7 protein-coding genes and 2 pseudogenes are annotated in these 13,489 nt (G+C 70.9%); 4 read left to right on the forward strand and 5 right to left on the reverse strand.

The window, feature by feature from the left end; translation table 11 throughout:
• Positions 1 to 31: 31 nt before the first annotated feature.
• The gene (locus ACWD04_RS06025; RefSeq protein WP_451129220.1) at positions 32 to 1,555 is read right to left on the reverse strand and encodes an alpha/beta fold hydrolase; all 1,524 of its coding nucleotides are present in this window, start codon (positions 1,553 to 1,555) and stop codon (positions 32 to 34) included.
• Between the two features lie 456 nt (positions 1,556 to 2,011).
• On the opposite strand from ACWD04_RS06025, the gene paaK reads away from it, so the two are divergent.
• Positions 2,012 to 3,301, forward strand: a complete 1,290-nt coding sequence (paaK, locus tag ACWD04_RS06030) for a phenylacetate--CoA ligase PaaK (RefSeq protein WP_451128581.1) — start codon at positions 2,012 to 2,014, stop codon at positions 3,299 to 3,301.
• A 459-nt stretch (positions 3,302 to 3,760) separates the two neighbouring features.
• Here paaK and ACWD04_RS06035 read toward each other — a convergent pair whose 3' ends face one another.
• On the reverse strand, positions 3,761 to 5,260 hold the full coding sequence (locus tag ACWD04_RS06035) for an acyl-CoA synthetase (RefSeq protein ID WP_451128583.1): 1,500 nt from the start codon (positions 5,258 to 5,260) through the stop codon (positions 3,761 to 3,763).
• A gap of 253 nt (positions 5,261 to 5,513) precedes the next feature.
• On the opposite strand from ACWD04_RS06035, the gene ACWD04_RS06040 reads away from it, so the two are divergent.
• The 3 genes and pseudogenes from ACWD04_RS06040 to ACWD04_RS06050 form a co-directional block, all read left to right on the forward strand.
• Positions 5,514 to 7,379 (forward strand): serine hydrolase, encoded by a 1,866-nt coding sequence (locus ACWD04_RS06040; RefSeq protein ID WP_451128585.1) that lies wholly within the window; start codon positions 5,514 to 5,516, stop codon positions 7,377 to 7,379.
• A 232-nt stretch (positions 7,380 to 7,611) separates the two neighbouring features.
• Positions 7,612 to 7,806, forward strand: a pseudogene (locus ACWD04_RS06045) (endo-1,4-beta-xylanase); the annotation flags it as partial.
• A 145-nt stretch (positions 7,807 to 7,951) separates the two neighbouring features.
• Positions 7,952 to 8,146 (forward strand): annotated as a pseudogene (locus tag ACWD04_RS06050) (cation transporter); the annotation flags it as partial.
• A gap of 198 nt (positions 8,147 to 8,344) precedes the next feature.
• Here the strand turns inward: ACWD04_RS06050 and ACWD04_RS06055 are convergent.
• From ACWD04_RS06055 to ACWD04_RS06065, 3 genes are all read right to left on the reverse strand, one after another.
• Positions 8,345 to 9,919, reverse strand: coding sequence for a phytoene desaturase family protein (locus tag ACWD04_RS06055; RefSeq protein ID WP_451128587.1), 1,575 nt, complete (start codon positions 9,917 to 9,919; stop codon positions 8,345 to 8,347).
• 378 nt (positions 9,920 to 10,297) lie between these two features.
• Complete coding sequence (locus tag ACWD04_RS06060; protein ID WP_451128589.1) at positions 10,298 to 12,541, reverse strand: tetratricopeptide repeat protein; 2,244 nt, start codon at positions 12,539 to 12,541, stop codon at positions 10,298 to 10,300.
• A 33-nt stretch (positions 12,542 to 12,574) separates the two neighbouring features.
• On the reverse strand, positions 12,575 to 13,465 hold the full coding sequence (locus tag ACWD04_RS06065; protein WP_451128591.1) for an oxygenase MpaB family protein: 891 nt from the start codon (positions 13,463 to 13,465) through the stop codon (positions 12,575 to 12,577).
• Positions 13,466 to 13,489: the final 24 nt, after the last annotated feature.

Consider the following 13,489-nt stretch of genomic DNA (forward strand, 5'->3'; position numbering starts at 1 on the left):
GGCCGGCGGGCCCCACAGGCTTCGGGGCCCCTCAGCCGACGCCGAACGACCTGAGGGCAGCGAGGAACGCCCGGGGGCTGTCGGTGTGCACGAGGTGGCCTGTGTCGACGGAGGCGAACTGCCCTTCGGGCATCTGCCGTGCCATCCAGGCCAGTTGGTCCTGGTCGACGTGACTGCGGGAGCCTCCGACGACGAGTACCGGGCAGGTGATCTCGCCCAGGCACTCCCTCGCGGCGGGGTCCGGAACGTTCAGCTGGGTGTCGATGGACGGGACGACCTGCCAGTCGTAGCCGAGCTCTCCCGATGGCCGTTCGGCCGACGGGCGGGGCGGATCGAGCGGGAGCAGGGTCGGAGCGTCCTCGACGACCAGTGCCCCGACCAGTGCCGGGTGCCGCTCGGCGAGCAGCAGGGCTGCGGCGCCGCCCATGGAGTGCCCGATCACCGTGGCGCCTGAGAGATTGCGGGCCTCCAGGAAGGCGTGCAGGTCGTCGCGGAAGAATTCGAAGGAGTAACGGCCTGGCCAGTCGCTGAGGCCATGACCCCGGAAGTCGAGTGCGTACACCCGGTGGCGGGTCGCGAGCTGTTCGGCCACGGCTGTCCAGTCCAGGCTGCTCCCGCCCCGCCCGTGGGCGAGGACGACGGGTGGGGCGGCGGCAGAGTCACCCCAGGTGCGGTAGGCGAGCCGGATCCCGCCCGCCTGCACGCTGCTGACGTCGGGGTCGAGGAAGGCGGCGACGGTGCGGACGAAGGCGCCGGGATCGTCCAGCCACGGGAAGTGGCCGGCGCCCCGCTGGACGACGAACTCCGCATGGGGGAAGAGCGCGGCGAGTTCCGCGGCGCGGTCGGGGCTGGGGCCGCCGTCGTACTCCCCCGCGAGGACGAGCACGGGTACCGGAAGTTCCCGCAGTGCGGCGACCGTGGCGTCGGTGTCGAGGCCGCTCTCCGGATAGTAGAGCGACCCGGCCACGGCGTTCCGCTGCGCGGGGGATTCGGCGGCATGCGCCTGGGCCGCCGCGTCCCAGCGCCCGTAGGTGAACGGCCGGATCCCGGCCCAGGCCTCGGGCGTGGCACGTCCCGCCTGGATCTCCTCCAGTGCGGCCCTGGCCTGGGCGTGCCAGGGTTCGTGGGCGCGCAGCTCGGCGGCGTCGCGCCGGTCCTGCCCGGTGGCGGGCAGACCCAGTGTGCCCGTCCCGGATGTGACGAGAGTGAGAGAGCGCAGTCGCTGCGGGTACTTCGCCGCGTACAGCGCCGCGAGTTCCCCGGAGGCGGAGTGGCCCAGCACATCGGCCCGTTCGAGGCCGAGGTGTGCGCGGAGCGCCTCGACGTCGTCGACGAGCCGGTCGATGCGGTACGTCGACGGGTCCTGCGGGGCGGCGGAGTCCCCGGTGCCCCGCAGGTCGAACAGCACCAGCTGCCGCACTCGGGACAGACCGCCGAGGTCGCCGAGATAGCGGGCCGCCCGCATGGGGCCGCCGGGCAGGCAGATCAGCGGTTCGCCCTCACCCACCAGACGGTAGGCGAGTTCGGTTCCGTCGTACGTGCTGAAGATCGGCATAGCTGCCATCCAAACAGGGTGGGTGGCCCCATGCGGGTGCCTACGCCCACAGCGAATCAGGCGACGGGTGCGTCTGCCAGGAGCCGGGCGACGGCCCGTCGGGCCTGGTGTGCGGGCTCGGGCGTTCCGGGGACGGCCGCGGTGGGCCTCCCGCGGCCACGACCAGGCCGGTGACACAGGCGCGGAAGGCAGCTCTGTGGAGGCGTGCGGTGTCGGCGACGGCGGCGTCCGTCGACGCGTCGATCAACGACGTATCGATCGATGGGTCCGACCGCCGGGGCCACTGGCTGCCCGGGCGGCGGCCGGATCACCACCCCGGACCCACCGAGCTGGGCCTTTGACCAGGAGTTGTCCACAGACAAAGCCTCGGCCCTTGCCAGAACCCCCCGCCTCCTGAATTACTGCTCCCAGGAGGCGACCGAATGGTCGGTCGCCGGTCGGCGAGGGGTGATCCGTATGACCGCGCTGCTTGACGCCGGTGAGCGGCTCGGCCGCGAGGAGCTCGAGGCCCTGCAGCTGGGGCGCCTCCGGGCCACGCTGCGGCACGCCTACGAGAACGTCGGGTTCTACCGTGCGGCCTTCGACAAGGCGGGGCTGCGCCCCGAGGACTGCCGTACGCTCGCCGATCTCTCCCGCTTCCCGTTCACCGCGAAGGCCGACCTGCGCGACAACTATCCGTTCGGGATGTTCGCCGTTCCCGAGGACCGGGTACGGCGGATCCACGCGTCCAGCGGCACGACCGGCCGGCCCACGGTGGTCGGGTACTCCGAGTGCGACCTGGACACCTGGGCCGACGTGGTCGCCCGGTCGATCAGGGCGGCGGGCGGGCACCCGGGCCACAAGGTCCATGTGGCCTACGGGTACGGGCTGTTCACCGGGGGGCTCGGAGCCCATTACGGGGCTGAGCGCCTCGGCTGCACCGTCATTCCGGCGTCCGGTGGCATGACGGCGCGCCAGGTGCAGCTGATCCAGGACTTCCGGCCCGAGATCATCATGATCACGCCTTCGTACATGCTGACCCTGCTGGACGAATTCGAGCGCCAGGGAGTCGATCCCCGTTCGACGTCGCTGAAGGTCGGCATCTTCGGCGCCGAGCCGTGGACCGAGCAGATGCGCGGCGAGATCGAGGAACGGTTCGCCATCGACGCCGTCGACATATACGGGCTGTCGGAGGTGATGGGCCCGGGTGTGGCGCAGGAGTGCGTCGAGACGAAGGATGGGCTGCACATCTGGGAGGACCACTTCTATCCGGAGGTCGTCGACCCCTTCACCGGTGAGGTCGTGCCGGACGGGGAGGTGGGCGAATTGGTCTTCACCTCGCTCACCAAGGAGGCCATGCCGGTGATCCGCTACCGGACCCGGGATCTGACGCGGCTGCTGCCTGGGACAGCGCGCGTCTTCCGCCGGATGGAGAGGGTGACCGGGCGCTGTGACGACATGGTGATTCTGCGCGGGGTGAATCTCTTCCCCACACAGATCGAGGAGATCGTGCTGCGGACCCCGGGGGTGGCCCCGCACTTCCAGCTGCGGCTGACCCGCCAGGGGCGGCTGGACGCCCTGACCGTGCGGGCGGAGGCTCGGGCCGGCGCGACGAATGCTGAGCGGGAGACTGCCGCCCTCTCTATTGCGGCAGCCGTCAAGGAGGGGGTGGGCGTGAGCGTGGGAGTCGAGATCGTCGCCCCGGAGACACTTGAGCGATCGGTCGGCAAGATCAAGCGGATCGTCGACCTCAGGGAGGCCACCTGAGACGCGAGCCATCAGCCGGGGCGCTACGTCGTGACGTGGTGATCGAATCCGCCGAGAATCATCCCGTCCGGACTGCGGCGTTCTCTTGAATCCGCCTCGGAGGAGACATTCGAGACCGTGCGGTTCCGTCCGGATTCCGTCAGTGAGCCGGGGGACAGCCCCCGGCTGCATCGAGTAAGCGATGCCTTCGGCGTGGAGGGCGCGCACGAGGTGGCGCGCCGGTCATCGCTGGGCACAGGAAGGAGGGGCCGACCGCGATGCGGTCGACATGTGGTAGCTCCTGCCCGAGGCATGCGAGGTTGTCACAGGAGAGACTGACGAGGACGCCATCCTGGTAAGAGATCGATGGAGCCGTAGGGCCATACGCCGGATTTCGGGTGTCCGTCATTCTTCTCACGTTGCAGGTTCTGGTCGCAGTAGCCGTCGTCGAGCAGGCGGCCGGCCGGAGCGCGGGGGTGTTCAGGAAAGCGTGCCCCGCAGTTCCCTCTTGAGAATCTTCCCGCTTGCGTTGCGTGGCAGTTCACCGACGAACAGGACCTTCTTCGGCGCCTTGAAGTGGGCGAGTACATCTCGGACGTGCGCGATCAGTTCAGCCTCCGTCGCCTTCCCGCGGAGCACCACGATCGCGGTGACGGCCTCGATCCAACGTTCGTCGGGCAGCCCCACCACTGCTGCCTCGGCCACCGCCGGGTGGGTGTAGAGGGCGTCCTCGACCTGCCGGGAGGCGACGAGTACACCTCCCGAGTTGATGACGTCCTTCACCCGGTCGACGACCGTGAAATAGCCCTCGGAGTCGCGCACGGCGAGGTCACCGGAGTGGAACCAGCCGTCGCGGAAGGCCTCCGCGCTCTCCTCCGGCTTGTCCCAGTAGCCCTGGCACAGCTGAGGGGAGCGGTATACCACTTCGCCCGCTGTGCCGTCGGGCACCTCCTTGCCGTGCTCGTCGACCACCTTCGCCTCGACGAAGAGCACGGGCCGCCCGCAGGAGTCCATCCGCCCTTCGTGCTCGTCGGGGCCGAGGACGGTGGCGAGGGGGCCGATCTCGCTCTGGCCGAAACAGTTGTAGAACGCCAGCTCCGGCAAGTGCTCGCGCAGACGTTCCAGGACGGGCACAGGCATGATCGAAGCGCCGTAGTACGCCTTGCGCAGCAACCCGAGCTCGCGGGTGGCGAACTCCGGATGGTTGGCGAGTCCGATCCAGACGGTCGGCGGCGCGAAGAGGCTGTCCGCCTGGCCGGCCTCGACCAGGTCGAAGATCCGGTCGGCGTCGGGGACGTCCAGGATGGTGTTCTCGGCGCCCACAGCGAGGTACGGCAGCAGGAACACGTGCATCTGCGCGGAGTGGTACAGGGGCAGCGAGTGCACCGGACGGTCGGTGGCGCGCAGATCCAGTGCTGTGACGGCGCTGACGTACTCGTGGACCAGCGCACCGTGCGTCATCATCGCGCCCTTGGGCTGGGCGGTCGTGCCGGAGGTGTAGAGCAGCTGGACCAGATCGTCGGCGTCGGGCTCGCGTACGGGGGTGAAGGGGCGCGGGGTGTCCAGCTCATCGAGGAGGGAGTCCGGCGAGTCGCGCAGCGGCCGTACGTCGAAGCCGGCCGGGACGCGCGGATCGAGGCCCGGGTCGGTGAGGACGAGTGCGCTGCCGGACTGGCGGAGGATGTACGCCAGGTCCTCGCCGGTGAGGTTCTGATTGACCGGCACATGGACCAGCCCAGCCCTGGCGCAAGCCAGATAGGCAATCAGGTACGCGTCCGAATTGTGGGCGTAGGACGCCACGCGGTCACCGGGGCGCAGCCCGTATGCGGCGGTCAGTACGGCGGCCGCCGTGCTCACCGCCTCGTCCAGGGCGGCGTAGGTCCAGGACCTCTCGGCGTACCGTACGGCGGTGCGCCCGGGGGTGCGCCGAGCGCTGCGCGTAAGGACGCCGTCCACCGTGTTGCTGCGTACACCTGTCATGGCGTGATCCTGAGCGGCGGGTCGCCGGGGGTCAAGAGTCCGGGGCTCCCGTGTCGGACTGCCCCGCCCCCGCGGCCGCGCCGAAAGGACAGGCCGACCGCCGGACGGTACGTCAGATTCTTTGCCTCCGAGAGGCCCCACGGGTGGCGACAGTGACAGTAATCTCTGCTCCGCCAGGAAGTTTCATCATCGCATGACTTTTCGAAAGTTACTTTCGCGCGGGTGCCTTCGACATGAAGGGAAGGGGTTCCGGATGGCCGGAAACGTGTCGGGACGGGGAATGAGCCGCCGGAGGGTGGGCGGCGGGATACTGGCGCTGGGCGGAGCGTTCGCCCTCGCTCCGATTCCCTTCGCCGGGTCGGCTGCCGGTGCCGAGCGGGGCACGGGACCGCTGGGCGGCGAGGCTCCGGGCGCAGCGTCGGGAAACGGGACGGGTATGGGATCAGGGCGGGGCGGTAGGACACTGCGCCGCGGGTCGGCCGCGCGTGCCGGGCTGCTGCCGGACCAGCTCGACCTGCTCGTCACCGACGCCGAGAAGTACCTCACCGGCTCCCCCGCGCACCCCTGGTACGCGGGGGCCGTCCTGCTCGCCGGCCGGGGCGGCACCGTGGCCCTGCACCGGCCGATCGGCCGCGCGGTGCGCTATGCGGCGTACGACGAGACGACCGACACCGGGGTGGAGTTTCCGCCGGACCAGCAGATCGCGATGGCAGAGGACACGGTCTTCGACCTGGCATCGGTGTCCAAACTGTTCACCTCGATCCTCGCCGTGCAGCAGATCGAACGGGGTGCGCTGGAACTCGAGGCGACGGCCGCGTCCTACCTCCCCGATTTCGCCCGCGGCGGCAAGCAGGACATCACGGTCCGTCAGCTGCTGACGCACACGTCCGGCTTCCGGGCCTGGGTCCCGCTCTACAAGGAGCCGACCTACGAGGGAAAGATGCGCCTGCTCTGGGAGGAGGTTCCGGCCTCGGCTCCCGGTACGAAGTATCTCTACTCCGACCTCAATCTGATCTCGCTGCAGCTGATCCTGGAGAAGATCACCGGCCGCACCCAGGACGTGCTGCTCCGTGAGGAGATCACCGCTCCGCTCGGCATGCACCGCACCCGGTACAACCCGCCTGCCTCCTGGAGGCCGAAGATCGCGGCCACCGAGGACGCCCGGCTGCCCTGGTCGGGGCTTGATCGCGGGCTGGTCTGGGGCGAGGTCCACGACGAGAACGCGTACAGCCTGGGCGGGATCGCCGGCCATGCGGGCGTCTTCTCGTGTGCCTGGGATCTGGCCGTGCTGGCCCGCACCCTGCTCAACGGTGGGATCTACGGCCGATCCCGTATCCTGTCCGAGCGGTCCGTGGACCTGCTGTTCACCGACTTCAACACCGCGTTCCCCGGCGATGAGCACGGCCTCGGTTTCGAGCTCTACCAGCACTGGTACATGGGGGCGATGGCCACTCCGCGCACGGCTGGACACACGGGTTTCACCGGCACGAGTCTGGTCCTCGATCCGACGACGGACTCGTTCCTGATCGTCCTGGGCAACTCCGTCCATCCGGTGCGCACCTGGCGCTCGGGCAGCGCCCCGCGGGTCGCTGCGGCCAACCGGATGGCGCGCGCGGTGCCCGTACACCCGGCCCGAGGCCGTACCGCCTGGTTCTCCGGGATGGCGAGCGCCTCCATCGCGACGCTGGCGCTGCCCGTGCTGCGCCCGGTCTCCTCGCGTCCGGTGCTGTCGTGCGCCTTGTGGTGGGACACCGAGCCGGCTTCGGACGTCCTCCGCCTGGAAGCCTCGTCGGACTCCGGGGCGACATGGCATCCGGTGCCGTTCACCACCGTGCCGGCTCAGGAGAATCGGCCCCGGGAGCCCCGGCCGCACCCGGACGGTTCGGTCTCCGGCTGGTCGGGGCGCGTCTGGAACCGGCTGGAGGCAGACCTGACAGCCTGGCAAGGCACGGAACTGCAGCTCCGCTGGCAGTACGTCACCGATCAGATGTACGTCGGGCGCGGTGTCTACGTGGACGAGGTTCGGGTCGAGGACAGCGACCGTACGCTCTTCGACGGGAACAGGTCCGGCGACGCCGGGCGCATCGAGGCGACGGGGTGGGCCGTTTCCTCCGACTGAGAGGGGCCCGCTGGTCGGATGATCAGCATGAATGGAACCCCAGTCCATAGACGCCCCGTGGGGAGTGTCGGGAGCGGCGAGCGTGGATACCGCGAACTGTTGCTTCTGTGTGCGCACCACGGCCGTGGCCGTAGCGCGGGAGAAGGCCGCCCAGCGCGCCACGGCGCGACGAAGGAGGGCGGACTCCCCGGAGGGGGCCGCGCTCCTTCGTTCGTTCGGCCACCAAGGTGGTGACGCCTGCCTCGCCGTCACGCGGTGTACCGGCATCACCGTGTGGGGTGTCACGGACAAGTAGTCGTGACGCGGCAGCGGCACTCCGCCGCTCTTTGACGGCGACTACAACAGGAAGCCGGCCTACGACGCGGTGCTCGCCGCGCTCGGCGGGTCGAGCGGAGGCCCACGAGGAGGGCTCCCGGCCGGGGCGGGAACTTTCCCTCACCCGTGCCCGCCCCGCGCTGGGAGAACCCCGTCCCCCGTCACCGCCTCCGAAGAGGCGGCCACCGCGCTCCAGGTCCAGCGCCCGTTCGGCGAACCCGACCACCTCCTGAGGGTGGCCACCACCGATGTCACGGGTCCTCAACGCCACCTTCGGCTTGCCCTGGGCCGACCCGATCGCCGCCCTCGTCATCGCAGCCCTCGCGATCAAGGCAGGCCGCGACGCCTGGCAGGGCAAGGGCTGCTGCACACCGACAACTGCGGCGAGGCCACCCGCCGGCGCCGAAGCTGACGCGTGCGGCTGCCGCACCGGATGCGACTGCTGCGCCTGAGTCCGAAGCAACACGAAAACACAGCGGCCGGCCGCTCGGAGAACAACACCGTTTCGTCGGGATCGCGCCCTGCGACACGCCGGTTCAGGAGCAGGGGCGGAGATCCTGCGGCCCCGGGCCGGCACTGCCGGGCTGGCTGGACTTGCCGATCCGCCTCCACAAGCATCTCCACGTCGGCGAGGCCCCGTGCAGGCACGGTCACCGGCCCAGCGCCGCCATGGCGGCGTTGTGGCCGGGCACCCCGCTGACCCCGCCGCCGCGCACCGCACCCGCCCCGCACAGCAGGACGTTGGCACGGCTGGTCTCCACGCCCCAGCGGCCCGCCCCCCCTGTGGCGTACGGAAAGGAGAGGTCCCGGTGGAAGATATGGCCGCCGGGAAGCCTCAGATCGCGCTCCAGGTCGAGGGGAGTCTTCGCCTCGATGCACGGCCTGCCGGCGGCTTCGAGGGCGAGGCATCCGGCGATCGGCTCCTCGAGATGGGCGTCGAGTTCGGCCAGAGTGGCTTCGAGCAGGGCGTTGCGCGTTGCCTCGTTGTCCTCCGTGAACAGCCGGGCGGGGGTGTGCAGGCCGAACACGGTGAGGGTCTGATAGCCCCGGGCAGCGAGATCGGGACCGAGGATCGACGGGTCGGTCAGCGAGTGGCAGTAGATCTCGGACGGCGGAGCGCCGGGCAGGCGTCCGGCCGCCGCCTCGCGGTAGGCGGCGGCCAGTTGCTCGTACCCCTCGGCGATATGGAACGTTCCCGCGAACGCCCGGCGCGGGTCGACGGAGCGGTCACGGAGCCTCGGCAGCCGGGTGAGCAGCATGTTCACCTTCAATTGGGCTCCCTCGGCCGGTGCGGGCGGGTCCTCGCCGAGGAGCGCGGCCAGCGCCTGCGGCGACGCGTTGACCAGAACCCGGCGCGCGCCGACGACACGTTCCCCGTCGGGCGAGCGGACCGTCACCTCGGCGCGGGTGCCGTCGGTCTCGATTCGGGTCGCCTCGTGCAGCACACGGATCTCGGCTCCCGCCGCCCGGGCGGCGTCCGCCAGGGCATCGGTGAGCGCGCCCATGCCGCCGACCGGGACGTCCCAGTCTCCCGTGGAGTTGCCGATCACGTGGTAGAGGAAGCAGCGGTTCTGGAGCAGGGACGGGTCGTGGGCGTCGGCGAAGGTACCGATCAGCGCGTCGGTCAGCACGACTCCGCGTACGAGGTCGTCGGCGAAGTTATCCTCCACGGCGACGCCGATGGGCTCCTCGAACAGCATGCGCCAGGCGTCCGCGTCGTCGACGCGCGCCCGCAGGTCGTCGCGGGCCGGCAAGGGTTCGGTGAGGGTCGGGAACACCCGCTCGGCGACCCGGCCCGTCATCCCGTAGAAGCGCTGCCAGGCCTGGAACTCCCGGTCGTCGCCGGTGAGTGCGGCGAAGGACTCCCGGGTGCCGTCACCGCCGACGAGCAGCCCGGTGGGCCGGCCGCCGCGCACGGCAGGCGTGTACGAGGAGACGGTGCGCTTGCGTACCGCGAAGTCGAGGCCGAGATCGCGCACGATCTTCCGCGGGAGGAGGGAGACGAGGTAGGAGTAGCGGGAGAGCCGGGCGTCGATCCCCTCGAAGGGACGGGTGGACACCGCCGCTCCTCCGGTGCTGCCGAGACGTTCCAGGACGAGTACGGCCTGTCCGGCGCGGGCTAGGTAGGCGGCGGCCACCAGACCATTGTGGCCGCCGCCGACGATCACCGCGTCATAGGCGGCGTGCGCGGGGGTGCCGGGTGAGGACGTCTCGTCTGCGGCCATGTTCCTTCGTAGCACGCGCTGATCGTCCCTGGACAGAGGCGCGGGCCGTGGCGGACGGTGTCCGGCCACGCCGAAAACAGGTGGGAGGCCGGCCGGCTGTGGCAGGTCGCTCGCTCCGACCGCTTCCCTGCCCGCACGTCCGAGCAGAGTCCAGGGACACACCTGTACCGCCTCAGCCCGTTGCCCGGACGGTTCGGCTGGGCACGCGAGCGGCTCGCCGACCGGGCCCCTGGGCCCGTCCGTCGGCGACTTCGCGCTCGACACGGTCGGATACACAGCACGTATCCGCACGGCAGCGACCCTGACAGCCCCGTGGTGCAGCAGCGAGATCGCACTGTGCGTGACTCCCACCGCGCGGAGTGCACCGTGGTCTGACGGTCAGTGCGTCGGCGTCCCGCCCTGCCGGCGCAGGTCGGCAACCCGCCGGTAGAGGTCCACCGCCTCCGCGCTTCGGCCGAGCTGTTCCAGGCAGTGCGCCTCGTCGTTGCGGCTCGCGAGGGTGTCGGGGTGGTCGGCGCCCAGGACCCGTTCGCGGGTCTCGGCGACCGTACGGTAGTCGGTGAGCGCTTCGGCCCAGCGGCCGAGCCAGCCCAGCCCGACGGCCATCTCGCGGCGGCTCACGAGCGTGTCGGGGTGGTCGGGCCCCAGGGTGCGATCCCGGATCGCGCAGACCTCGCGTGACTCGGCGAGCGCCTCCTCCCAGCGGGCCATCCGCCCCAGGTTGACGCCGAGGCCGTGCCGGGCGCGCAGCGTCTCGGCGTCGGCGGGCCCGCCGACACGGGTACGGTCCTCGACCAGGGTGCGGTAGAGCTCCAGGGCCTCGGCGCTGCGGCCCAGCCTGCCGAGGCTGATGCCCACCTCGTAGCGCGCGGACAGCGTGTCGGGGTGGTCGGCGCCGAGCACGGCGGCGCGTGCCAGCGCCACGTCGCCGTAGGTCTGCAGGGCTTCGGACCAGCGGTCCAGTCGGCCGAGTGTGTACGCCACTTCGTACAGCGTGACCAGGGTGTCCGGGTGCGTGGCGCCGAGCAGGCGGCCACGCGCGTCCGCCACCTCGCGGGCCATGCGGTAGGAGTCCTCCGGACGGCCCAGTCTGCTGAGGTTGAAAGCGAGGTTGTGGCGGCAGCGCAGGGTGTCGGGGTGGTCCGGCCCCATGGAGCGCTCCCGCGAGGCGAGCACCGCGGCGTAGACCTGGTGGGCCTCGAAGTGGCGGCCCAGCTGCCCGAGGACGTACGCCGTCTCCTGCCGCGCCGTGAGGGTCTCGGGGTGGTCGGGACCCAGAGTCCGTTCCCGGCCGTCGGCGGCCCGGCCGAACTCGCGCAGCGCCTCCGCGGTGCGTCCGGTTCGGCTGAGGGTGCATCCGACCTCGTACCTGCTGGAGAGGGTGTCGGGGTGATCGGGGCCGAGCGCCTGTTCGCGCTCGGCGGCGACCGCGCGGTGTACGTCGCCGGCCTCCTCCCAGTGGCCCAGGCGTCCCAGGTTGAGTCCGGCGCTGTGCCGGCCGGCCAGAGTCGCGAGCAGTTCGGGTGACGGGGTGGGACGGGCCGGGCCCGCGGGCAGGAAGCCACCGGTGAGGACGTGACCGGCCCCCGTGGTCCATGCCCCGGTCAGCGCGGCGGCGTGGTCGATGGCGGCCGTACGGGGGTACGTCGCGCCGCTCGCCTTGTGACCGGTGGTCATGTTGCGGGTCCAGGAGGGCAGTTGCGCCGGGCCGGCCGGATGGGGGACCGGGACGGGCGGAGCGAGCCGGATATGCCCTGCCGCCTGCTGCTCACCGGTACGGCCGAGTGCGATGCGCTGTCGCAGAGCACCGGCGTCGGCCGGCCGCTCGCCCGGCGTCTTGGCCAGCAGGTCCAGGACGACCTTGTCGAAGAACCTCGGGAGTTCGGCGCGGTGGGTGCGCGGCGGCTCGGGAGCGGTGTCGCGATGTCCGACGAGCACGGCCCAGGCGTCGTCCATGTCGAACGGCGGCACGCCCGTGGCGATTTCGTACAGCACACAGCCCAGGGAGTAGAGATCGCTGCGGTGGTCGACCTCCCCGCCGCTGATCTGCTCGGGCGACATGTAGTGCGGGGTGCCCATCGCGATGCCGGTGCCGGTGAGGCGGGAGGTGAAGCCGATGTCGTGGCCGAGCCTGGCTATGCCGAAGTCGCAGATCTTCACCGCGCCGTCGTCGAGCCGCATGATGTTCGCGGGCTTGAGGTCACGGTGCACGATGCCCTGCTGATGGGTGTGGCCGAGGGCGTCCGCGACCTGTTCCGCGATGTCGACGACATCGGCCACCGGCAGCGGGTGCTGCTTGTTGTCCTCCAGGAGCTGGCTCAGATTGCGACCCTCCAGGAGCTCCATCACGAGGTAGAGGACGCCGTCCGACTCGCCGAAGTCGTGGACGACGGTGACTCCACGGTGCTGGAGCGCCGCGGCCACCCGCGCCTCACGGCGGAAGCGCTCGCGCAGAATGCGGGTGAAGGCCTGATCGTGCTGTGGCCCCATCGGTCTGAGGCACTTGACGGCCACCTGCCGGCCCAGCGATTCGTCACGCGCCCGCCACACCTCGCCCATGCCTCCGCGCCCGATCAGATCGAGCAGCCGGTACCGGCTCTGGATCAGCCTGGTGTCCGCCATCGCCTGTCGTCGCCCCCGTTGCTTCGCTGCCCGCTACTGCTGCTGCGCCCTCCCCGGCCCGTCCAGTATGGCTGCCTGTCTGCGGAGTTCGTACGGGGCGGGTCGGCTCCCGGGGCCGAGTCGTGCCATCGCCTTCACGATGTGCCCGGGTGGCAGGCACCAGCGGAGGCGGGCGGGAATGCGGCGCAGACAGGTGCCCGTGGTGCGCAGCCGGCGGTCGACCGCCGCCGGGGGCGGTGCGGCTCTGCCGTACAGCTCATGGGCGTACGCGGGCAGGGAGTCGTAGGCGAGCGCGGCCACGCGCCGCCAGAGCAGGGCACGCGCCGGGGTCAGCAGGGCGGGGACCGGCGGGTTGCGCAGGAAGTCGTCGACGTCCGACGCCTCGGAGCCGGCCGCGAGCAGGGGGCGGACCTGTCCGAAGTAGGCGGCGAGCGCCGCCCTCGTGCCGGGGACACCGGACGGGTCGAGGCCGACGAGGCGGGCACCCTCCCGCTGTTCGTCGACGTAGCTGTCGGACTGGGCGTCGCTGAGCGGGAAGCCTGAGCGGCGCTCGACCTGGAGGTAGGAGTCGACCTCGGCGCAGTGCACCCAGAGCAGCAGCTCCGGTTCGTCGATGCCGTAGACCTCGCCGGTGTCCGGATCGGTGGCCTTGAGCAGCCGGTGTATTTTGCGGACCCTGGCGCCGTACTTCTCTGCGGCGTGCGTGGTGTCGTAGGTGAGCGTGCCGACGAAGTCGGCCGTACGCATCAGACGCCCCCAGGTGTCGTTGCGGAAGTCGGAATTCTGCATGACGCCGCGTACGGCGCGCGGATGGAGCGCCTGGAGGTAGAGAGCGCGGACGCCGGCCACCCACATCATGGGGTCCCCGTGCATCTGCCAGGTGACGGAGCCGGGGCCGAACAGCCCCGGGTCTGGATCGTTCATCGGCTCGTGCCTTCCGTTCGGCGG

The organism is Streptomyces sp. NPDC002911 (assembly GCF_053591835.1).

Bases quoted from the DNA above. Each gene is read 5' to 3' on its own strand.
- ACWD04_RS06025 (WP_451129220.1), bottom strand. From the start codon at position 1,555: ATGCCGATCTTCAGCACGTACGACGGAACCGAACTCGCCTACCGTCTG.
- paaK (WP_451128581.1), top strand. From the start codon at position 2,012: ATGACCGCGCTGCTTGACGCCGGTGAGCGGCTCGGCCGCGAGGAGCTC.
- ACWD04_RS06035 (WP_451128583.1), bottom strand. From the start codon at position 5,260: ATGACAGGTGTACGCAGCAACACGGTGGACGGCGTCCTTACGCGCAGC.
- ACWD04_RS06040 (WP_451128585.1), top strand. From the start codon at position 5,514: ATGGCCGGAAACGTGTCGGGACGGGGAATGAGCCGCCGGAGGGTGGGC.
- ACWD04_RS06055 (WP_451128587.1), bottom strand. From the start codon at position 9,919: ATGGCCGCAGACGAGACGTCCTCACCCGGCACCCCCGCGCACGCCGCC.
- ACWD04_RS06065 (WP_451128591.1), bottom strand. From the start codon at position 13,465: ATGAACGATCCAGACCCGGGGCTGTTCGGCCCCGGCTCCGTCACCTGG.
- ACWD04_RS06060 (WP_451128589.1), bottom strand. From the start codon at position 12,541: ATGGCGGACACCAGGCTGATCCAGAGCCGGTACCGGCTGCTCGATCTG.